This is a genomic window from Paenibacillus sp. FSL R7-0189, from assembly GCF_037969925.1.
Taxonomy (GTDB): Bacteria; Bacillota; Bacilli; order Paenibacillales; family Paenibacillaceae; genus Paenibacillus_AQ; species Paenibacillus_AQ odorifer.
This window is the reverse complement of the sequence record NZ_CP150223.1, coordinates 5,360,485-5,383,464: the sequence shown is the minus strand read 5'-3', so window position 1 is coordinate 5,383,464 and position 22,980 is coordinate 5,360,485. Positions and strand designations below refer to the sequence as shown.

General features: G+C 44.2%; 20 protein-coding genes. 3 read left to right on the top strand and 17 right to left on the bottom strand.

All coding sequences use genetic code 11. The annotated features are described in order from the left end of the window. Positions 1-5 precede the first annotated feature (5 nt). Both MKY63_RS23590 and MKY63_RS23585 read right to left on the bottom strand, forming a co-directional pair. Positions 6-539 (bottom strand): chromate transporter, encoded by a 534-nt coding sequence (locus MKY63_RS23590; protein WP_036688207.1) that lies wholly within the window; start codon positions 537-539, stop codon positions 6-8. An 11-nt stretch (positions 540-550) separates the two neighbouring features. Further along, positions 551-1,093 (bottom strand): chromate transporter, encoded by a 543-nt coding sequence (locus MKY63_RS23585; RefSeq protein WP_235219560.1) that lies wholly within the window; start codon positions 1,091-1,093, stop codon positions 551-553. Between the two features lie 306 nt (positions 1,094-1,399). Here MKY63_RS23585 and MKY63_RS23580 point away from each other — a divergent pair, with 306 nt between their 5' ends. After that, positions 1,400-2,599, top strand: a complete 1,200-nt coding sequence (locus MKY63_RS23580; protein WP_036688209.1) for an ROK family protein — start codon at positions 1,400-1,402, stop codon at positions 2,597-2,599. 63 nt (positions 2,600-2,662) lie between these two features. Here the strand turns inward: MKY63_RS23580 and MKY63_RS23575 are convergent, their stop codons facing one another. From MKY63_RS23575 to tyrS, 3 genes are all read right to left on the bottom strand, one after another. Next, positions 2,663-3,907 carry an anaerobic sulfatase maturase gene (locus MKY63_RS23575; RefSeq protein WP_038571746.1) on the bottom strand — a complete coding sequence of 415 codons (1,245 nt, stop codon included), beginning with the start codon at positions 3,905-3,907 and terminating at the stop codon, positions 2,663-2,665. Between the two features lie 224 nt (positions 3,908-4,131). Continuing rightward, complete coding sequence (locus MKY63_RS23570; RefSeq protein WP_036688213.1) at positions 4,132-4,419, bottom strand: hypothetical protein; 288 nt, start codon at positions 4,417-4,419, stop codon at positions 4,132-4,134. A gap of 205 nt (positions 4,420-4,624) precedes the next feature. Next, positions 4,625-5,884, bottom strand: coding sequence for a tyrosine--tRNA ligase (gene tyrS / locus MKY63_RS23565; protein WP_339809932.1), 1,260 nt, complete (start codon positions 5,882-5,884; stop codon positions 4,625-4,627). A gap of 569 nt (positions 5,885-6,453) precedes the next feature. On the opposite strand from tyrS, the gene MKY63_RS23560 reads away from it, so the two are divergent. Then, complete coding sequence (locus MKY63_RS23560; RefSeq protein WP_339809931.1) at positions 6,454-6,900, top strand: Lrp/AsnC family transcriptional regulator; 447 nt, start codon at positions 6,454-6,456, stop codon at positions 6,898-6,900. Between the two features lie 78 nt (positions 6,901-6,978). On the opposite strand, the gene MKY63_RS23555 is transcribed toward MKY63_RS23560, so the two are convergent. The 6 genes from MKY63_RS23555 to MKY63_RS23530 all read right to left on the bottom strand — a co-directional run bounded on the left by MKY63_RS23555 (position 6,979) and on the right by MKY63_RS23530 (position 14,420). Next, positions 6,979-8,529: an acetamidase/formamidase family protein gene (locus tag MKY63_RS23555; RefSeq protein ID WP_339809929.1), complete on the bottom strand. Its 1,551-nt coding sequence runs from the start codon at positions 8,527-8,529 to the stop codon at positions 6,979-6,981. Between the two features lie 239 nt (positions 8,530-8,768). Further along, positions 8,769-9,581, bottom strand: a complete 813-nt coding sequence (locus MKY63_RS23550; RefSeq protein WP_339809928.1) for a DNA alkylation repair protein — start codon at positions 9,579-9,581, stop codon at positions 8,769-8,771. Positions 9,582-9,689: 108 nt separating this feature from the next. Then, positions 9,690-10,373, bottom strand: a complete 684-nt coding sequence (locus tag MKY63_RS23545; protein WP_339809927.1) for a Crp/Fnr family transcriptional regulator — start codon at positions 10,371-10,373, stop codon at positions 9,690-9,692. An 82-nt stretch (positions 10,374-10,455) separates the two neighbouring features. Then, a complete protein-coding gene (locus tag MKY63_RS23540) occupies positions 10,456-11,511 on the bottom strand; it encodes an Atu2307/SP_0267 family LLM class monooxygenase (protein ID WP_036688226.1) in 1,056 nt (351 codons plus the stop codon). 818 nt (positions 11,512-12,329) lie between these two features. Next, positions 12,330-13,448 (bottom strand): acyltransferase family protein, encoded by a 1,119-nt coding sequence (locus MKY63_RS23535; RefSeq protein ID WP_339809925.1) that lies wholly within the window; start codon positions 13,446-13,448, stop codon positions 12,330-12,332. A gap of 27 nt (positions 13,449-13,475) precedes the next feature. After that, on the bottom strand, positions 13,476-14,420 hold the full coding sequence (locus tag MKY63_RS23530; protein WP_076274773.1) for an NAD-dependent epimerase/dehydratase family protein: 945 nt from the start codon (positions 14,418-14,420) through the stop codon (positions 13,476-13,478). A gap of 101 nt (positions 14,421-14,521) precedes the next feature. Between MKY63_RS23530 and MKY63_RS23525 the strand changes: the two genes are divergently transcribed. Further along, complete coding sequence (locus MKY63_RS23525; RefSeq protein ID WP_076274772.1) at positions 14,522-16,168, top strand: glycosyl hydrolase family 28-related protein; 1,647 nt, start codon at positions 14,522-14,524, stop codon at positions 16,166-16,168. 6 nt (positions 16,169-16,174) lie between these two features. Here MKY63_RS23525 and MKY63_RS23520 read toward each other — a convergent pair whose 3' ends face one another. Genes MKY63_RS23520 through MKY63_RS23495 form a run of 6 tightly spaced genes read right to left on the bottom strand, consistent with a single transcriptional unit; the run spans position 16,175 to position 22,941 of the window. Next, the gene (locus tag MKY63_RS23520; protein ID WP_076098957.1) at positions 16,175-17,341 is read right to left on the bottom strand and encodes a DegT/DnrJ/EryC1/StrS family aminotransferase; all 1,167 of its coding nucleotides are present in this window, start codon (positions 17,339-17,341) and stop codon (positions 16,175-16,177) included. Then, a complete protein-coding gene (locus MKY63_RS23515; protein ID WP_076274771.1) occupies positions 17,338-18,471 on the bottom strand; it encodes a GNAT family N-acetyltransferase in 1,134 nt (377 codons plus the stop codon). Before MKY63_RS23515 ends, MKY63_RS23520 begins: the two co-directional genes overlap by 4 nt. Then, positions 18,464-19,261, bottom strand: coding sequence for a GNAT family N-acetyltransferase (locus MKY63_RS23510; RefSeq protein WP_076274770.1), 798 nt, complete (start codon positions 19,259-19,261; stop codon positions 18,464-18,466). Before MKY63_RS23510 ends, MKY63_RS23515 begins: the two co-directional genes overlap by 8 nt. After that, the gene (locus MKY63_RS23505; protein WP_063829847.1) at positions 19,258-19,884 is read right to left on the bottom strand and encodes a sugar transferase; all 627 of its coding nucleotides are present in this window, start codon (positions 19,882-19,884) and stop codon (positions 19,258-19,260) included. The genes MKY63_RS23510 and MKY63_RS23505 overlap by 4 nt, the downstream gene beginning before the upstream one ends. A 24-nt stretch (positions 19,885-19,908) precedes the next feature. Continuing rightward, positions 19,909-21,027, bottom strand: coding sequence for an LCP family protein (locus MKY63_RS23500; protein ID WP_339809920.1), 1,119 nt, complete (start codon positions 21,025-21,027; stop codon positions 19,909-19,911). Between the two features lie 3 nt (positions 21,028-21,030). Continuing rightward, positions 21,031-22,941 carry a nucleoside-diphosphate sugar epimerase/dehydratase gene (locus MKY63_RS23495; RefSeq protein ID WP_076098954.1) on the bottom strand — a complete coding sequence of 637 codons (1,911 nt, stop codon included), beginning with the start codon at positions 22,939-22,941 and terminating at the stop codon, positions 21,031-21,033. Between the last annotated feature and the right edge of the window lie 39 nt (positions 22,942-22,980).

Here is a 22,980-nt window from a genome sequence, read left to right as displayed (position 1 = left end):
TCTGTCTAAAAAAAAGCTACCCCAAGAATGCCAGAAGCAACGATAATGGTGAGCGGATGCAGCTTATATTTCATTAAACCATAAAGTGCAGCGAATACAATGATCAACATGCCAAGGGTCTGCCAAGTAATAAAAGCATGTTCCACGCTATTTAAGCCAAAACGAATCGCAGCATAGGCAATCAAGCCTGTAATCACTGGCCGCAAACCATAAAATAACGTTTTAATCCATTGACTATCCCTCACCCGATAAAAGAAGACAGAAATAACAATGATGATTAAAAATGAGGGCAGAACCATGCCTAATGTTGACACAATCGCTCCTTCCATTCCGGCTATACGATATCCGATTAAGGTTGCACTGTTCGTCGCAACAGGACCAGGTGACATCCCTGCGATGGAAACTACCTCTTGAAATTCCCCTTCGGATAACCAACCCCCAGCCATGGCTTCATGCTGAATCATCGGAATGATGGCGTACCCTCCTCCAAAAGACAGAAGACCTATTTTTATAAAAGTGAAAAATAAATTCCAAATCACATCGCTTCCCCCTAGATGTAATACTCCGGATAATTCGATTCTTCATCAGAAGCTTTCAAGGACTCCTTCTCCGTTCGAACTTGGAGCCCTAAGAGCTGTTTAATTTGCAGATATACAAACCCAATACATAAACCAACTGCAATCACGTAAATGGGATTAATTCCGAAAACCAGTAAAACAACCGGTATAACTAACGCCGTAACTGCGGTAGTCTTGTCAATTATAGCGTTCTTGGCCATTCGATATGCAGCTACTAGGATCAAAGCAATAACAGCACCATTAATCCCTTTCATAGCGGCAATGACTTTTGGTTGGTCGGCCAGTTGGGAGTACACGGCGCTAAGCAAACAAACAATGATAAAGGTCGGAATCGTTATCCCTGCGATTGCAGCAATCGCCCCCGTCACACCAGCAAGACGATAACCAATGAATGCCGCTGCATTTACACCTACACCACCAGGTGCAGCCCCAGCTAAAGATAGAATTTCATCCATCTCTTCTTCACCCAGCCATTTTCGTTTAGCGGAAATTTCCCCTTCGATCATAGGGATCATCGCATAACCTCCCCCGAAGGTTACTGGACCAATTCGAACAAATACCCAAAACAACTGAAACAGTAGACTTATCCTCAGGTCTGTATTCGGTATCATATTTGTTTTCATAGTTGTTCTCATGGAATCCACCCTTTTATAATCTGTCGTAATTTCATTATATCACTTTTTCCCAAAATGGAATTAAGTTTTTTGAACGGTAAAATACAACCAAGGGTTTATGAGTTATACTATATTCATGTTAATAAATACAAACTATATAAAAAACGATCTTACAAGTTCATCCTATATATAGCTTGGAGGTATATCGTGGAAAAGCGCTCGACACAAATTCCATCACCAAAAAAACTCCTATACGACCGAATCGCCGAACAAGGCACTGTTTCCAAGTTAGATCTTCTACAGACATTTTCACTTACCAAAAGCACAATGACGCGGATATTGGATGAGATGACCGAAGAAAGCTTGCTGATAGAAAGCGGATTTGGAGAATCTAGCGGAGGCAGAAGACCTATTTTATACCAGATCAATCCTTTCTACGGTTATATAATCGGTTTAGAGATTTCCAGGGTGTATTCTTCTCTTGGTTTATTTGATATGCAAATGAACCCAAAATCAATTGTTCACTGGCGAATGGATCAGGCATTCACACCTGAAAGATTTATAGATCATATCAGTAATCAAATACGCGCTTTCCTTCGGGACCATCAGTTAGTGGACAGTCAAATCATCGGGATAGGAATAGGGGCTGTGGGGCCACTTGATCGGGAACATGGCTTGATCCTAAAGCCGCTGCACTTCCCTTCTTCGGGCTGGAACAATCTTCCGATTTGCAAATTGGTGGAGGAACGGACGGGGTTCAAAGCTTGGTTGGACAACGGTGCCAATTCCGCATTGCTTGGGGAACGATGGTCTATCCGTCACGCAAACATTCAGCATATGCTTTATGTACATGCTGGAGCAGGACTCCGCTATGCGATGATGTCGCATGGAAGTATTGTTCATGGCACAATGGATATGGAAGATGCCATTGGTCAAATGATCATCCAGACAGATGGACCCCGATTAAATCATGACGGGAACTACGGGGCTCTGGAAGCATTTGTATCTGTGCAGGCCATAGAACAAAGTGCACGCTCGGAGGCGAAAATGGACAACGATCTGATCCTCCAAAGATATAAAGTGGCGCCTGAGAAGCTGACTTATGATGTATTGGTACAAGCCTTTAGAGACGGTAATCCACATGCGCGTGAATTATTTACCCAAGCTGCCAGCCATTTCGGGATCGGGCTCGCTAACGTTATCAACCTGTTTCATCCAGAGACCATCATTCTAGGCGGTGCGCTCATTCACTCTCACGAGTTGTTTTTCCAAACAGCGGTGGAGGTGGCACAGAGAAACACTTACCGTTATCCTGAATACCAACCTCACTTCTCCCTAGGTATATTAAAAGAAGAAGCTGTGGTGACGGGTGCGGCAATAATGGCGAGAAATCATATGGTTCTATAGCATAACAAAAAGGTTGTTTCCAATCCTTTGCATGACTGTTGGGACAACCTTATCTAGTCAAAGCTATAATGCCTGACAGCAATTTTTGAATTTCTTCCCGCTTCCGCAGAGACATGGATCATTTCGACCTGGAAGTGGTTTTGCACTTTTCCTGTACTCCAGCATCCGCTCCGATCTAAGTCGGTTCGCCAGTAATAACATGCGTTCATAGGCGTGTGAGTAGAACATTTTGTAACTATGGCAGAAATAATCAACCTCAGTCCGATCATTAACATCAAGCCAATTCCGGTTGCGCGGACATCCCCCATTGCAAAAGCTAAGGTACTCACACTTATAGCATGATTCATTCATATTGGGCTTCATTAACAAAAAATCATCATATACTGGGCTGGTTAGCAGCGCTTTCAGGTCAGTTTGGCCGATATTTCCTAGCCTATGCTCTTCATCAATAAAGAAATCGCAAGGGTAGGCATCCCCGTTCGTTTCAAGCACCATCATCTTCGGGCAACATGAGTTGTGAACGCATAACTCTGCCTCACGATGCATGAATACAAGAAGCATATTCTCAAAAATACGAATAGGAAGCTCTGGATACCCACCGTTGTACCAAAGGTCAAATGTACGGCATAAAAAGACTCCATATTGTTCAGGTGTAATTCGGAAACGTCCCGCTACATCACTTTTCTGAGAAACAAAATCCATGCAGGGGATAAACTGAATATTCGGAAAGGTATGTTCTAGATAAAATGCCATCAACTCCTCTGGTTTCGTCACGTTATCTTCATGAATCACCGTTAGAATACTATACTCCACACCCTCATTCTGTAAATGACGAATCCCACGCATAACTAGACTATAACTGCCTTTCCCCGAACCCGTTACACGATGAGCATCATGAATAGGCTCTGGGCCATCCAGACTAATCCCAACCAAAAAGTTATACCGTTTAAAAAATTTCGCCCATTTCTCATGGATAAGCGTTCCATTGGTCTGCAGTGCATTACTGATCATCGTATGAGGCGGAGCGTACTTAGCTTGAAATGAAATCACTTGTTCAAAATACGAAAGTCCGGCCAATAATGGCTCCCCACCCTGCCAAGAGAAAGTCGCTATCCCTGATGATCTTTTCATGTACTGAGCGATAAACCGCTCCAGAAGCTCCGTATCCATCACCCGGATCGGTTGCTGAGGATGTCCCCCGGCTGTACTGTAATAGCAATAATCACAGGCTAGATTACAATCCTCTGAGACGGTTTTCCACATGACATGAAGGGTCTCCTGCTTAGAGGTTTGTATACATGCAGTCATACGATTCTGCCCCTCCTATGTAATACTATCTTTGTAGAACCTAATTCCTATTTGTTCAATTAAATCATAGATCTGCAAGTCAACGATGAGTAAAACATCATAGCTGGTCGAATAACTGGGCATAAAAAAGCTGCACTCCCCATTGTCCGTTGGAACAAAGCAATAAGGGTGTGCAGTTTCTTTGTGGATGAGTCTAACTAACGGTAGTTAGAGACTAAGTCTTATTAATTACGGACGTATTCTCTATTTGCTGTTTCCAACATGGATTTCCAATCCGCAAACTTCGTCTCCCTAACAACATGACGATCAAAGAGTTCATCAGGTATGTCAGCAACATCTTCTTCTGTCTTTACTTGAAAGTTCCCTTTGGTTACAAACTCATCGAAACTTTTGTAATTGGAATACTTACTCATAAACGCTTCATTAAACAATTTCTCGAAAGAGATGTGATTGGGATCTTCTTGATACGTTTTCTGTCCTTGTAACTCATTCATCAATTCTTCCATGGTCATTGGTTTTTGTCTTCTCAAATTACCACTCCTAATTTTCTGTTATAGTTGTAGAATATCATGTTAATCCATAAATCACACGAATCCTAAGCTTACCATAATTTTGACGATTTCACCTTTCAAATTTCACTTAATATGCAAATAGTCTGCCTCTATACTTAAAATACAACAAAAAACCTTCCTTATTCATAAGGAAGGCTTCTTATTATTAGGACAATTTCACCAGGCTGTAGTTTTTCTTACCCTTACGGATAATGATAAAACGTCCGCCGATGGCTTCGCTGGCTGTAACTTCAAATGCTACATCGCTAACTTTTTCACCGTTCATGGAAATTGCGCCTTTGGTGATGTCTTCACGCGCTTGACGTTTGGATGGCTCAATTCCTAGATCTACCAGCCACTCCACGATATTTTTGGACTCCAATGTCGTTTCGTAGGTCGGCATTTCCTTGAAGCCTTGCTCGATCTCGTCAGCGGTCAGAGATTTAATATCTCCACTGAACAGAGCGGCAGTAATGCGTTTAGCCTGCTCCAGCAATTCCTCACCATGCACGAATCTGGTCATTTCTTCAGCCAGTGTTATTTGCGCTTCACGTTTATGCGGTTCGGTTTGCACCTTTTCTGCTAGTGCATCAATTTGCTTTTTAGAGAGGAATGTAAAGTACTTCAGGTATTTCACAACATCACGGTCATCTGTATTTGCCCAGAACTGGTAGAATTCAAAAGCTGTCGTTTTGTTCGGATCCAACCAAATGGCTCCACCAGCTGTTTTACCGAATTTTGTACCATCGGCTTTCAGCATAAGCGGGATGGTAAGTCCGAATGCCACCGCTTCAGAACCTTCTTTTTTACGAATCAGATCTAAGCCACTTGTGATGTTCCCCCATTGGTCAGAACCACCGATTTGCAGCTGCACATCTTCATGCTGGAACAGGTGCAGGTAGTCCAGGGATTGCAGGATTTGGTAGGAGAATTCCGTAAAGGAAATTCCGCTGTCCAATCTGCTCGCTACAACATCCTTGGCAAGCATCGAATTGATACTGAAGTTTTTACCATAGTCACGCAAAAATTCGATAACATTGATTTTATGCGTCCAATCGTAGTTGTTCACCATGCGGATTTGATTGTCGCCATCAGTCACGAACAATTTTTTCATTTGTGCTGTAAGTGCATCAACGTTGGCTTGGACTTGCTCCAGCGTTTGCAAAGAGCGCTCGGATTGACGTCCACTTGGATCACCGATCGTTCCCGTAGCCCCACCAATTAGAATAACCGGACGATGTCCTGCCAGCTGGAATCTTTTGAGCACCATGAACGGAATCAAGTGGCCAATATGCATACTGTCACCAGTTGGATCTACACCGCAGTACAGGGATACCGATTTTTGATTGGTCAGTTCTCTAAGCCCTTCGGCATCTGTTTGTTGATTGATGGCATCGCGCCATTCTAGTTCGTCGATAATATTCATTGCCTTACACCCCTCAAAATTAGTAGTTATCCTATAATGAAACATCAGTCCGCCAAGCGGAAACGGCTTTGCCCTCCTGATTAGGACGGTACCGTTTCAGCGAGAAATATAAGGATCATTGATGAAGTGAACCCTATAAATCCTTATATTTAAAAACAAAAAAATCGTCCCCTTGTCTATTGTAGACATAGGGACGATTGAATAACCGTGTTACCACCCAGATTGCACCCATGAAACGCTTATGCTCAAGCATACCATTGATACCACTCTTGACGAGATATCGTTCGCCATTCCGCTCGGTGTTACCCGAGATACTCCAAAGTGTAATTCGCAAGCTTAGTGTGTACCGGGTTTCATCAACCCCCGGCTTTCTGGAACAGGGACTAAGTTACTACTGGGCTCCTTCAACGTATATCGTATATAAGATTACAGCCAGTATAGTGAAATAATTCTTTTATGTCAACTATCTTCAGCAGAGAATGCCGTCACACACTTCTACTGTAAAGCGCTACTAGGCATTTCCACTTTTTTTCTGATACAATTACGAAAAAAGAGGTGAACGAATCCGCATGCTAGATCCTATCGATAACCATATTTTGATGCGGCTGGCCCAAAACAGCAGAATTTCCTATACTGATCTAGCTAAAGAAGTCAGTTTATCAAGTGTCGCGGTGAAAGACCGTATTGATCGGCTAGTCAATCAAGGGATTATTGAACAGTTCTCGATTGTCATCAGTGCCGAAAAGTTAGGAAAGAAAATCTCCGCCTACCTGGAACTTGAAGTAGAACCTGCTCATTTGAATCATATCGTCGACGCATTAAAAGAAAACGAACGTGTAGCTGTATTATACGAAATGACAGGACCTTGTATTCTGCATATTCACATCTTAGTTGAGAATCTTGAAGAGATGGAACGGTTTATGCATGAATCAATCTATTGTCTGGATGGACTGGTACGTGTAGAAAACCAAATTTTATTGAAACGCCACAAAAATCAAGACGGCTTAAATATATAAGAAAAAGAACCGCCTATAAAGACGGTTCTTTTCTCATCTGGATTTTTATTAGAATTATCAAATAATTGCTATTTCGTCCTACTCTGTCTTAGCCAGCTTAGCTTTATAAAAGTTCACGAAATATTCGCTGACCACAACCTTCTCATTCACAACACTTAATGGGGCTACAAGCTTCACTGTCTCTCCGTTGTAAATTCCCGTTGTCGCTCCAACCTTCATCTCCAGTACATTACCATTGTAGCTCAGCGTAACTGTCTTAGTGGCTGGCTGCCAGCCAACCTTTGCTCCAAAGTTCTCAAAACTGCTCCGTAAAACCACGGGCTTGCGCTCGGAATCGCCGAATTGACCTTTATCAATTAAGGCGTGAACGCCCCAGTTTCCATCCACCACTTGTGTAATTCCAAAATCAGCTGACACCGACATCAGAGAGTACGCTTCATCTTCGCTCAATTCCATTCCAGCCATTAAAAAATCTTTTGTTTTATGAGCGGTATCCTTCATTGCTTTGTCGATGGACGAGTTGTTGAAGATATCCGTCTGAGCACTAGCCCCCAGCTCCTCCAAATAATTAGCGTAGCTGAATCCATGCACGACCCACTCGTTCTCATTTTCAAGTAATGGGAAGTTTAAACCTTTCAGCTTGTTGTTAAGCGATGTTTTTTTATGAAGAATAACTTGTATATCCCCAGTGACCGATGTCTCAATCGCAGTACCGTTAATCTCCGAATCGCCTTGACCGGCATGCGGGTCACCGATCGACAGTAGTGCACCAGCTACGGATACAGGATAATACATCGTTGCACCTTCGGTAATCCGCCAATCATCTACGTTACCGCCGTTGTAAGAAGGTGGAACGGAGTCAACAACATCCGCTTCTTTCGGCGCCACACCCATTGTACCAAAGTGGAGACGCACCGGAATTTTCACACCTTTTAGCACATCGAAATTCTTATCAATCGTTTTATGGTCAACGATAACACCCGGGTAGTCAATTGTCGGGTGCACTTGACCATCCGGATCGGTTTGCACAGACCATTTGTAGTTATATACAGCTGTTGCATAATCTGTTCCACCCTCCGTATCCATCTCATAGATGGTTACTACCTCACGCTTTTTCGGCTCCTCCACCATATCTCCGTATAGATAACCCCAGTTCGCCGCGGCATTCACGCCATATGTTTTTCCAGCGTATTGTTCATTTCCATTAGGTCTCAGCTTCATGTCCAGAATCTTCACTTCCAGCACATCCCCTGGTTCAGCACCTTCTACTGCGATGGGACCCGTCATAATATGTACGCCTGGCCCGCGGAGCGCTTCGTTCTTCTCCCCTTCAATCCAGTGGAAAATATCCTCCACTCCCGCATCTCCTTTAATCATCCGCTCGTAATCATCACCAGAGTGATGTGTAATAGCCTCAACCGTTACGATGTCTCCCGAATGTACAGTCAGAGCTGGATCTCCCTTACCAATATTCCCCCATCGAACAGTCTCCGAATTCGCCTTCAGAACATGGGTTTTTGGCTTATACGCATCATTCGATGTGTTAGCATACATGACAATGGATAACGAATTCACCACTAAAAACATGGATAACGTGAGGCCTACATTACGAATTATTTGTTTTTTCATACGAAAATCCTCCATTCCTCTAATCAGTGTTAGTTTTTATAACATTTGGTGTTTCTGAGTATAACAGACGACCTGAGGATTAACAATATAAATATTTTCACGAAGTTTGGTTTAAATAATAAATAGGAAGTAGTCTTTCTCTTGAATTATCCAAGTTAACTCCATAATAAAAAACGCCAACACTTATTAGCCCATAGTGTTTGACGTTTGATTATCCAGTCTAAAGTGATGCACTAATTTTATTTTTGATCAGTAATACTTCTTGTAGCCCGGGTTACAATCCGCTTTGTTTCCTTGGTACCTGATAGGTTCAACCATTCATCACAAATTTGCTGTACCCATGCCGGATTGCTTTTGCTAGCATCATTTAACCAATTGCTTACAGAATCCTGAACGTATTTTGCCGGATCAGAGTTAAGCGGTTCTAATAGCGGTAGGGCAATCGCTGGATTTTCTTTGAGCGCTGTAATATGCTTTGCCCATACCCCATGTGGACGCGTCAATTCGACCGCAAATCTCCTAATATTCGCGTCCTGGTCATGAACCCAAACCTTTAACGATTCAATGGACGCTTCCAGCTCGGCAATGACTGATTCCCTCAAAGCCATCCAAGAAATCTCACGCACCCCAAAATGACCATCCGCTGCAAAAGGACGGATTGCTGTTAGTTTTTGAACTAGACTCCATTGATGATTCTGCCCCACGATATAAGCAGCCCAGCAGCGAACACTATCGGAGTAATGATAAGCTAACACAGCAAATAGTCGGGAACGTTCCAGCTGTGATTTACAGTCAAATAGAAGCTGCCACTCACGTGAAATCACCGGGATGAGCTTCATGATTTTCTTTTCCGATAACGCATTCAGCCTTTGTAAAATTGGTTTAGCTTCCTGTTCAAAACCTAGCTCACTTAGTACATTTTCCAGCAATATAAGATGATCCACAGCAAGCCATTCCGTTAAATTCACGGTCTGTAAATATCCTTTATTCAGCAGTTCTACAATCTCAACGGGAATTTCAGTAACCTTCCGAGCGCCCTTCCTGTGTTCCATGGAAATCGTCCCTTCACTATGATTTGAGAGCTTAAATCACCTTCATGTCATAGCTAGGATACCGTTGTTTCTAAAAATGAAGCTGTAATCTCGTTTACAACTCAATAGCTAAGTTATATTTCTTTCCAAGATCTTGTCTCGCTGGATATAGATAGTTCTGAACCCTGTCCGAATAACTTCAGCTTTCACCAATTCTTGTAGTGCCACTGTTACAGCCTCTCTGCTGGCCCCAATTAAATTAGCGATTTCTTGATGCGATAGAGGAACATTAATTTTGTAACAATTATCCTTATGCTCAACCCCATGCTGATCCACTAACTTTAAAAGAACGCACAATATTTTATCATGCAAATTTCCGATGGCTAGATTTTGCGTTAACTGACTCATACTTTTTATGCGGTCGCTCAATACTTGCAATAATGACATCATAAACCTAGGCCGGTGAGAGATGAATTCTTCAAACCTTCCAGGATCAATTGTGCAGATATGGCTTTCCTCAATCGTTTCAATATAATGTTCCTTCGTTCCAAAAGAAATCACACCCATTTCACCAAAAACATTGCCTTCATTAAGGATATCCGATGTAAATTGCTTACCGTTTGCATTTAATTGGTATAAACGAACCTTCCCTTTTTTCACAAAAAACAGTCCTTCAGAAAAGGTTGACGGTGTTTGGATATATGTATTTTTGGGGACTACTGTTATTCGCGTTAATTCTTCCATTTCAATTAGATCTTCCAGTCCTAACGATTGAAGCAAATTGAATTGAGATAAATAATGAATTTTATCCATTGCCCCTCCTGTATAAAACGTTATTCATTTCTTCAGTATACCTTACAAAAAAAGCCACGTCCTAAGGACGCAGCTTACTAAATTACCGATTACTTGCTTCCCAGCGCGCTACTTCTTCCCGAACACGTGGGGCCACTTCGGTGCCCAGCAGTCTAATCGCCTGCATAACATCCTCATGAGGCATCGTGCCGTGCGGCACATGTAAAAAGAATCGCGTAATTCCCACATGCTTGCGCAGATGAATGATTTTATTAGCAACAGTTTCTGGATCACCTACGTAAAGGGCGCCATCTAAGCTGCACGCTGCATCATAATCTGCACGATGGTACGGAGGTGTTCCTTTTTCCTTCGCCCGCACATTGGTCCGGGCATGCGTTGAAGGGAAAAATTTCTCCAGCGCTAACTGATTAGTCTCCGCTATAAACCCGTGTGAATGCGAAGCGATTGGATATTTTGAAATATCACGCCCGGCTTCAGCTGCTGCTTTTTTGTAAAGCTGCACATGTGACGCATAATCCAGCGGTAGAACATTCCCTATAATCGCTAAAACAAAAGGCAAACCTAGTGATCCTGTGCGGATCGCAGACTCTGGACTTCCTGCACTCCCGATCCAAATCGGTAAAGGATCTTGAACCGGACGCGGGTAAATCCCCAAATTTTCTATAGCTGCTCGGTGTTTGCCTTTCCAGGTCACTTTTTCTGACTTTTGGATGGCTAATAACAATTCCAGCTTCTCATTGAACAGTTCTTCATAATCCTTCAGATCATATCCGAATAGAGGAAAAGACTCTGTAAACGAACCCCGGCCGATCATAATCTCCGCACGTCCGTTCGAAATTCCATCCAGCGTTGCAAAGTCCTGAAACACACGCACCGGATCGGCTGAAGACAGGATCATTACAGCACTGCTCAACCGGATCTTAGTAGTCAACGAAGCAGCTGCAGCCAGTACAACCGCAGGTGAAGATGCCGCATAATCATGCCGATGATGCTCACCTACTCCGTATACATCTAATCCCACCTCTTCGGCAAGTACAATTTCCTCCACTACTTCACGTAGTCGTTCTGCATGACTTATTGTCTCACCCGTTTGGACATCAGGTGTGGTCTCGACAAATGTACTTACTCCAAGTTCCACTATTCATTTCCTCCTAATATTCTGCACGATGCATTATTCTCTGGATGTAAAAAACCATAAAGGGACTACCTAATTATTCTAACTAATTTAGTTCCCTTCGACTATAATCGAAGTTCATCTAATTAGATCCCCCTCACTATAGATCGGACTGAGGAGCCGTTATTTTAATAATTTCATTCATTTTGCTAAATTATCGGACTTAGATGCAGCTATTCGTGTAAAGTAGCTTCCATAATGTGTGTTTTTATGGAAATAAGCGCAATACAGTCCGAAACTATCGTAAAATCAACTAAAAAGTGAAAATAGCTGCAATACGGTCCGAACAAACAAAACCTCGTGTGAACTGACTACAATACAACAATTATACTGGGACTTTGCCGCCAATGTGCCAGAGTGTAGCTAATGTTAGGTAACGACGAAGTTAGTTTAATTGCATCTACCGCAAACGCACAGTGTAGCTAATGCGAGGTTACGACGAAGTTTGTTTAATTGTATTTTGTGCAACTATATACGCTTTGAAGGTAGCCTTTGTGGATTTAGTTGCACTCTGTACACTTAAATACGAGCATTTGCCTCAATATGGCGGGATTCTAGAATAATAGTTGTAAAATATGCAATTAAACTGCCCCAAAGCTGCGAGCATAAGAGCTTAATTGTACTTTTTACAACTATTTTGCTTTTTTAATGAGAATTGAGAGGATGCTGCTAGTGCGATGTAATTAGCAATGTAATTAGCGAAGTAATCGCAATAAATGCAAAAACAAAAAAAGACCACTAATCACCTAAACACAGACGATTAGCGGCCGGTCAAGTTCAAGCTAGTTTGCATTCCCAATACTCGGAGTTATCGGCTTATCCAGCGATTTCGGTGGTTTGCTTGGGTTTATCCCTACACCGATCCGACCGAATACATACGCTCCGCCAGGAATTCGATTCGCTAAATTCATTATAAGTGCCGAGCCTACCACACAACCAACAAATTGCAGCAGAACACTGAATAGCCCAAGGTTTTGCAACCCGAATGAAACTGGAAGCTTGACGAATATAGCCAATAGCAAAGGATGAAGCAAGTATATGCCAAAAGAGTATCTGCTGCTCCATTCCAGTACACGTGGCACTTTCTTCATTTTCGATGCCACGGAGAAGAGCAGCAAAATCATGCTTAAGGCGAATAGAAGCATATCAATTCTTTTGGAGCTATGCGCCGTTATCCAGCCTTGACTATTCACGAACAGCACAAGCGCACCTGTCAGAACCGGGAGCGTGTATACGGCTATGCGGAACTTTTTTAATTTTTCCCGGAACCACAGCTCATTTCGTCCCAAGTAATAGGCTACTGTAAAGTAAAAAATCCAACCAGGTGCGAAAATCCAGTACATTTTATCCCAGAAATAATGGGCGGCAGCCGTATCTGCGGGCGTAGTAAAGTTGAAGAAACCCAAATAGATAACGTTAATAAGGAACGATACGATTAGAATATTGCGGGGGTTAAGCCGCTTCGCATACGTCTGAAACCAGAGGAATAAAGCATAAAACTGAAAGATAATCAGTATAAAATAGCCATGGAAATCTCCAATCAGCAAATGACGCCAGAGGTAATACCAAAAAGCCTGCAGCAAAGGAATGCCGTCACTACCCGACATCTCCAATCCTTTTAGTCCTGCATACAAGGTCCCGAAAAAAAAGTAAGGCAATAAAATATACTTGATTCTTTTCTCCCAAAATCTCGCTGGAATTTCATTGGGATAGGCAAATGACAACACGAATTGGGAGATAAATACGAATACAGGTGTGCCAAACGTTAGCAGTAAACCCACCGATTCTACCCAAGGTGTATTTCCATCGTCATAAACCCGATAAAGAGCATGCAGCAGGGCTATACTTAAGCAGGCTACACTACGAAGAACGAACATTTCCGAGTTCATTTTGCGTTCCATGCGGAGTGCCCCTTTCAATGGGTGCTTTTAATGATCTACTGCGCTTCCTACACTTAAGCGGTCAGTAATTGTTTTTTCCAGCCCGGTATGAAAGTTATGGTTAGGGAACCAAGACAATAATTCCTGGGCTTTTTGATTGTTTAAATAGCTATGGAGAATATCCCCCGGACGAGGATCCGCATAGGTTGTCAGGAAATCCCGACCCGTGATGTCCCCTAATATCCGAACCATCGTATTTATCGAGGTTGGTATTCCGCAGCTAATATTCATCGTCTCATTATTCACTCTGCCGTCGGTCTGAACCGCATCAACGAACGCCTGCGCCACATCCTCCACATAGACGAAATCTCTAGTCTGCTCACCGTCCCCATAGATAACGAGATCCTCCCCTTGCTTTATACGATCCAGAAAAACGGAAACAACGCCAGCTTCCCCATGTGAACTTTGCCTTGGCCCATATACATTAGCGAGACGCAGTATCGTATATTTTAGCCCATGTAAGCTGGCAAACATCCGAATATATGACTCTGGTACACTTTTGGATACACCATAGCAGGACTCGGGATTTAAGGGATGCTGCTCATCAATGCTCAAATATTCCGGGTTCCCATAAACCGCTGCCGATGAGGCATAAACTAGCTTTTGAACCTGATGGATCTCGCACATGCGCAGTACATTCAGCGTGCCAACAATATTCACATTCGCATCAAATAACGGGTTCCGCTGTGATTCTCTGACGTCGATCTGTGCAGCCAGATGAATGACTGCATTTGGCTTTTCAAGGTTAAACACCTCATGCAAAGTCTCATCCCGAATATCGTACTTATACAAAACCGCAGCAGGATTCATATAAGTCAGACCGGAGGCTCCGGATACATTATCTACAATTACAGTTTCTATGCCCTTTTTTATTAGCCGATCAACCACATGGGACCCAATAAAGCCTAACCCCCCAGTTACCAATACCTTCAAAATAAAAAACTCCTTTCGCCCGCTAAGAGTGATCTTTGTACCGTGCATTCCCCGAAAAATTCACATAAAATACAAAATCAAAGTATAAAGGAGTGAAGTATATGGCTACTGCCCCTATTCCAGACAGCTCGGTGACTACGTCCATCCTTTCTGATGGTGCGGTCACATCTATTAAATTAGACCCTGAGACTAACGGTTATGTGAACGTCCGATCGTACGGCGCTGTAGGAAACGGTATCAAGGACGATACAGTAGCGATTCAAAATGCTATCAATGCGGGAAACGCCAAAAACAAAGTAGTAATCTTTCCTCCTGGTGTATATAAGGTATCTTCGGGACGCATGCGTAACCCCTCCGTCCTCGACTGGTGGTGTCTTCGAATTCCGGCCAAAACGAATTTAAGCTTTGAAGCCGGCTCCAAACTTGTGCTTGCCCCGAATCCACCCTCAGACACTAGGGTTCTAGTCATCTTAAATGCCTCAAATATTACAATCGCGGGCACCCTTGAAATTGATGGAAGTGCATCGACTGTTAAAACAGCCGTCAACGATCAGCTTCACGGCTTGTTCATTTCTTCTTCGCAAAATATAACGATAGAGTCAGTGTACTCTCACGATTGCTATGGGGATAATATCTTCGTTGGGGGGACAGAAGAAATCCCCACCGTTAATGTGCACATCGGATATGCACGCTGTGAGACTGCTGGACGAAAGAACTTTGTGGTCCATTTTGTAGACCAGCTTCATGTCAACAGAGCAGTCCTGAATAATAGCCGCGGTGGCGCACCGGGTTTTACTGGCGCTAACTCTCTCGATCTTGAACCCGACGTCTTTAAAGGAACGCGCAGCTTTTATCAGCGATTCGACTCCTTGACTACCATTGGTTTCGGTAACGATCTATCAGCAGGGCTTACAGATGCTATCGCTAGACTCTGGACACTCGACATCGGTTCACTAGATATGCGTGTAAGCGGATCGGTAAGTCCAGCCTTACTGTCCTATGGACTGACGCTGAAAATCAATCATTTGGCTATCCGCTCCACCGATCATAAAGCTAACTTCGGTCTACAGACGATCTATTCACAATTTATTGATATCGCTAGCGCCAAGTTCGATGGCATCGGAGGCCCTGCGATCTATGCAGCGTTTAATGCTGCCGGAGGTAAACCAAGGTTGCATATCGGTTCGTTAGGAATGTACGGCTCGGGTTCCACCTTAGCAAGTGGTGTCCGAATCGACGGAGGAGATCTTTATGTGGGGACGATGGATGCACAGGACTTAACGGGCAGTACTTTGCATTTATTCACAACGGAGTCTGACGTCATGGCTACTGTCGACAATATGATCGTCCGCAATAGCGGAACCAATCAGGTAGTGCTAGTCTCTTCTTACGGTGCAGCTAAACCGTCTCTGCGCCTCAATAATGTAGCTGTGTTCGATACCCGGGCAGTGAAAGTAAAGCGAATTCTAGAATTCGAAACACTAATCGGTATGCAAGGCACATCACTAGGTACCTTGTATAATCCTTATTCGCTTCCTGAATGGTTCTCGACCTACGGTAACTTCAAACGGGCCATTCGCCTCACTGGCGGGGCAGTGTTGCCCGCGGTGTTCATAGTGGAGGGTTCGCCCGAGGGAGTCGTAACCGCCCCAGTTGGCAGTCTGGCCATGCGAACGGATGGCACGGCACAAGCCACTTTGTATGTGAAGGAAAGCGGATCAGCTGCCAGCGGATGGAAGGCTAAATAAGATGAATCAACGGTATTGGTTACATGTCTCTATCGCATAAATGACACGTTCCAAATCCTCATCCGATAAAGAGCTTCCAGAAGGCAGGCAGACACCTGTTGAAAATAAGTTATCTGATACACTGTATTCCTCACTGTAAGGATAGTAGTAATTGCTCTCGAACAAGGGTTGTAAATGTAGCGGTTTCCATACAGGTCTAGCTTCGATATTGTGCTGTTCCAGACATGACAGAAGTTGTCGTGAAGAGAACCCCGCCACTTCTTCATCGATGGTCAGCGCACTCAACCAGTGCGTGCTGCGACAATTGCGTGCTTCCGGCATAAAACGAAGACCCGGTATGGAACCTAAACGTTCCCTATATCGCCGGCCAATAGATCTGCGCCGTTCAACTCGCTCTTCAAGCAGTTCTAATTGACCGCGTCCTATAGCTGCCAACAGGTTGCTTAACCGATAGTTGTATCCCATTTCGGAATGTTGATAATGAGGGGCAGTGTCTCGGGCTTGCGTAGACCAGAAGCGCGCCTGTTTTAAGGCTTCGGTATCGTCGGATACGAGCATGCCCCCACCTGAGGTTGTAATAATCTTATTTCCGTTGAAAGAATAGATTCCGAATTGGCCCCAGGTTCCGCTGGCCTTGCCTTGATAGAAAGCACCTAATGATTCGGCAGCATCTTCAATCAAGGTAATTCCATATCGGTCAGCTATTTCTACAATGGGCTCCATATCTGCGCTTTGTCCGTATAAATTGACGACAACAGCCGCTTTTGGCAGCAGTCCTTTGTCATTCAAATCTTGGCAGGCCCGCTGAAAAGCTAGCGGACACATGTTCCAGGTCTCAGGCTCTGAATCGACAAATACGGGGGTGGCCCCCAAATATAAAATAGGATTGGCGCTAGCAACGAACGTGAGCGTTGAACAGATCACGTAATCTCCTTGTGTGACACCGGCTAGACGAAGTGCGAGATGAATCGCCGCCGTGCCAGAGCTTAACGCTAGTGCACCCTTTGATCCTGTGTAGGCGGCCATCTCCCGCTCGAACGCATCGACTTGCGGACCAATAGGAGCAATCCAACCAGAGTGTATCGCCTCCTCCATGTAGACCTGCTCACGTCCACTAATATGCGGCGGGGATAACAAGATTCGTGGCAGAATGCTCGTTTGACGAATGCTCATGCGAAGCTCCTTTCTCCATTTGGACCGATTTCTCCAGATGGAATACATATCATATCGAGATCTGGATGCCGATAGAGCGGAAAGTAACTTCCTGATACTCTAGTGTCACAAAAGGATATGATCCGCTCATACAACTCTGGAAAAAAAATTCGTTTACCTAAGTAATAGTCAAGGGGTTCCAGTTGTGTCGCGAATCTATGCTTGAATTGAAATAAGTCGTCATTCCCCTTATATCCCCCGCCAAGATGAAAACGTTCAAAGCCATTTTCCATCCCCCACCTGGCTGCTGCGTGAATTAGCAATTTGGTAGGTGACCACTGCAGATAGGCGCGATCCCAACCACATAGGTGATAATGCATCCACGGTCGTTCATGTAACACGATGCTGGTTGCCACCGTTTTCTCCCCAACCATAGCTTCGAATAGCTCTACTCTCCCCTCAAGTAGATAACTAGTATCTTCTATAAATTTTTTGGGGAAATAATAAAAAGAATCCGCCTGTAAATCATTTAGTGTTCCGTAATACAATTCACTGAAGGACTCAATACGATCTTTCAGATTGGAGTTCCGAATTGTAAAGGGCGCAGACTTTATTTTGTGAATATTCCGTTTATGATTGCTGCCATAATTCCGGATAAGCTCTGCCTCCGAACCCACAGTCAAATCAATATAAATTGTATTTCTATTCCACTCGGTAGTAAGCCCGCTTTGATATTCCGTAGCGTTGCCTATTAAGGGATGAAATCTCACAAACTCAGTCATGATCTTTTTCTCTCTACAGTAATCCGTGAACGTTTCACTGAATTGCCGGTACAGCTCACTTCGTTCGGCTCCTGGAGGGAGATTCGATATCGGTCCCCCGTATCCATAAGGTGTACTAATGTCGTACCAATCACCTTCAAGCCCCAGTTGGATTACAGCAGGAAGATGGCTTATGGAACGAAGCAAGTAAGGATAAATGATGAGCTGGTCTCCCTGCTTGAATACAAACAGCTCTGCCTGCTGGTGCTCTCCGTCCTCAAACAGCCGAAAAAACGCTGAGGAGAAATAGATATCCTTCGTCTCTAACTGGTTCAAATAGGCATCCCATTCCTCTGAACTAGAGCTGCCTAGCACGATGAAGTTACTCATACAACACCTCTTGATTCTCCAATATTTTGATCATACGTATACTTTCAGTGCTTAAGATTAGCTCGGGGTCTCGCTCACGCAAATAAGCATCTGAAGAAAGCAACAGCAGCCTTTTCTCCCGGTCTAAATCCATTAATACGTCTGTCAAAAGATTGCAGCCACTCCACCCTCCACTTTGCAGCTGGATACGATAATACTGTTCACCTAACCGGCCCACTACTGAAGTCTCTTCCTTCGTTCTAATCTTAAGAGAAGAGAATCCATACTTTTGATGATGTGCTTCTGCCATCGGGTAATCATCTATGATGTACGCCAATGCTTCTCTATCCCTATCAATCGATGGAGCCAAATCTCTTACATACCAGTAAGTCCGGCCTTCCTCTGCAAAACCAAGCCGCAAATACCAAGCATGAGCTTGCGCATTCCACGAAAATACATCAAGTGCCAGCTTCGAAATGCCATCCTTTTGGGCTAACGTCTCCCCGTACGCCATAAGCTTGCCGCCGATGCCGTCTTTTCGATAAGCTGCGTCCACATTCAAGTTATTCAGAACCAGCATCTGCTCCATTCTTCTCCATTCAGCGAATCCAATAAGAAGATCTTCAGAATAGGCACCAATCAGCAGTGTTGCTGAATGGCTTCCGCATTTACATGCTGCTTTCAAATATTCGGGATAACCGCCACAGGCGAATATGGTTTGATTGTAGACCGACTCTGGCAAGTTGCTCTGTAAGAGCCGGCATGCAAGGTGAATATCATCTTCCTGAAGCGGACTAAACCGCAAATTCATGCCGACCCCTCCTTTTGGTTCATTCTGTACTCATCGAGCGGCAGACTATGCTCACCCGGATTGGCCACAACGTCATCTTGGCGGATCACCTTCAGCACAGTTTTGCATAAGATCAACGCATCTAATCTAAAGCTCAGCTTCTCAACATAGGTCACGTCATAGGAAAGCCGCTGTTTCCACTCCGAAGTATTACGTCCAGATACCTGCGCCAATCCCGTGATTCCGGGTCTTACAGTGAATCGCAGCCGCTCCCGTTCAGAGTAATGCGGGCTATAACGGATGAGCAAAGGTCTTGGTCCAATCAGGCTCATTTCTCCCTTCACAACATTTACTAGTTGCGGCAGCTCATCCAGACTCAGCTTTCGAATCAATCCGCCGAATTTGATATAACGCCGAGCATCCGATAACGGCTGGCCCTGCGCATCATACATTTCAGCCATGGTTCGAAACTTGTAGATGTAGAAGGGTCTTTCTCCCATTCCCGGCCGCTGCTGCTTGAACAAAATAGGACTTCCCAACTTTATCCGAATCAGCAACGCCACTACAGCCATGACCGGACTAAACACACCTAACATAAAGATCGCTCCCACCAAATCGAAGCCCCGCTTCATATGGCGATACATGGTAGTCATCCCCCCGCCTTTCTCTTATTCCGTAAAAAGACGTTCTGTGAGTGACTTTACCTCTTCCGAATTAGCACTCCAGTAATACACTTTAGTTCGGACGAGCGGATCTAGAGCAGAGCTGTTATGGCCAGGAATCTGTTCGTAAGCAAAATCCGCGGAATCCATTCCCTTGAATAGCCAAGCTAAGCTCATCAAATCACTGTCACTAAAACTCGTATCAATAATGTCTTTCTTTTCACGCAGTAGCAGTCCAGCTAGATCAGGAATATGCTCCGGACTTAATAGCTTTTTGGCTACAGCCCGAACGATATTGAATTGCTCCCGTTGGCGGCTAAAGTCACCCTCCGGAGTCGAGTAGCGCTCCCTTGCTAAATAAAGCGTGTGGGCACCATCCAGATGCTGCTCACCTTTCTTGATGGTGATCTCCGGAGTGATGGTCACATCCTGATCAATTAGCATATCGATCCCGCCAATCGAATCGATGAAATCACGAACACCGGAGAAGTTCGTCTTGATGTAGTAATGAATAGGAATATTCATAAAATCACTAACGGCTTGAATCAGTGTCAGCGTACCCTGCTGATTCCCACCCTTTGTCTCACCAACGATATGTGCATGATTGATCTTGGTATAACCGACATTCTGCACATAAACCCGCGTGTCCCGCGGCACAGATACGATATTCACCTTCCGTTGATCCGGCATCACATGGGCAACCATGATCGTATCTGCCCGCGAGCTTTCTCCGCCCCAAGTGTCTGTTCCAATTAGCACTACATTAAAGGATGAGCTTTTCTTGTCTGCTGGGGATATCGCCGCAACTGGAGTTTGTGTAGGCGTTGTTAGGATAAGCTCATCCGTTTGCGCTTGTGGGGCTGGTGTGCTGAGCGACTGTACCATCTCTTCATTGTCCGTAACCACATTAGAGCTAGGGATCGTCAAGGGGTTAAGAATCGCCTTGTTAAAACGATGCTCTGGATTCAATATCCCTCCAATCCAGATCCCCCCTACTACAACCACAACAAGAATAACAATCAGGCTGTATCGTCCCACCCGCCGCATGCGTGAACGTTTACCTGTAATTGGCTTGTCGCGCTTGCCCCATAATCTTGTCCTCCATGAATGCTTAGTCGACTTCATAGGTCAGATTCCCGCATGAACTTCGGATTTAATGCGTTCAAGATCATGTGTGCCCACCTGCGTTTCTTCCTGAAAACCCGAATAGCTTGGAATTAGCTGCTTTAGCAGTTTTTTGATCTGATGACTGCTTGGCATCAGTTCATACCGTTTGCACAAGTTCTCCAGAACCCCCAACACCAAATTCAGTTCAGATCTGGAGACACTTTGCGGGCGGCTAATCATAATACGGTAGTTGTTAGTGACCAATAACCCTTCTTCTTCAGTCAAAAGCTCCTCAAACAATTTTTCTCCAGGACGAATGCCAGTGACCACAATGGGAATATCTTTGTCAGGCTCGAGACCCGACAAGCGGATTAAATCCCTCGCTAGATCGTATATACGAACTGGCTTACCCATATCCAGCACAAACACTTCTCCCCCTTGTGCCAGCACACTTGCTTGAATAACCAACTGTACCGCTTCGGGTATCGTCATGAAGTAACGCACCATATCCATATGTGTAACCGTCACCGGGCCGCCGTTTTCGATTTGTCTTTTGAATAACGGAATGACACTTCCCCTACTGCCCAGCACATTACCAAAACGTACAGCAGCAAAAACCGTCTTGCTTAAGGAATTCTGATCATTAATGATCATTTCCGCGGCTCGTTTCGTGGCACCCATAACACTGGTAGGATTAACCGCCTTATCCGATGAGATGAGGATGAACCGTTTAGCGCCATATTTAGCACTCGCTTCCGCTACATTCCTTGTGCCGATCACATTATTTTTAACTGCCTCTACTGGATTCATCTCCATAAGAGGAACATGCTTGTGAGCAGCGGCATGATACACAATGGAGGGGCGGAATTTTTGAAAAACGTTATCAATCCGCGATACATCCTGAATGTCCGCTATAATGGGATGAATGATCTGATCGGGATATAACTGCCGCAATTCTTGTTCAATAAGATAAATGCTATTTTCTCCATGCCCCAAAAGCAGCATTTCCTTCGGACGGTACGCAGCCAATTGCCGGCATAACTCCGAACCAATTGAACCGCCTGCACCGGTGATGAGAATACACTCGCTTCCCAAATTCTCACGAATCTCTTCCGTATTAATTTCTATTGGGCTTCTCCCCAGCAAATCATTTACGGATACTTCACGGATCATGTTAATGGCCATTTTCCCGTCCAAAATATCGGTCATACTGGGCATTAACTTGATCTGAGCTTTGGTAGATTTGCAGATTTCGATGATCTCCAGTAATTCCTTTTGTGGAGCCGTAGGCAAAGCGATGATAATGAACGAAATATCCAGCTGCTCGACTGCCTGGGGAATGAAGTTACGGTTACCGACAATCGGCAACCCCATAAGCTCCAGCTTGCGCTTTGAGATATCATCATCTATGAAGGCGACTGGGTTCATGAATTTAAATCTTGAATGCTTGATATCTTTGGTAACGAGGATGCCTGCTTTCCCTGCCCCTACGATTAGCAGATTGCCTTCGGATGAACCCTTTGCCCCCGCTGTTTCAAATCTATCGTTGATGAGACGGTTTACTAAACGTAAGCCGGCAATGCCGAGAAATACGTATCCCGCTGCAAAATAAATCGAAATCGGCAATCGATAAGAAGGGACGAATACATGCGTAGATACATTGACAGCGACCACTCCACAGAGTGTTAAAGCACTCACTTTTAGCAGCTGCAATAACTCACCTATACCGGTGTATCGCCAGATATTGTTATACACCTTGAATCCAAATGAGAACGCTGCGTACACCATAATGTGAATGAGTATCGCCCACGGAAGCATCCACATGTACTGCTCAGGGATTTGAAAATCAAACCGAAGTAAAAACACAAGCCACACTGAAGCCGCTATAATTCCCGCATCCAACATGACTAAACGTACGATCCGCATTTTCATCACTTCTTTCTCCCTAATTAACTAATTATTCGTTTATTC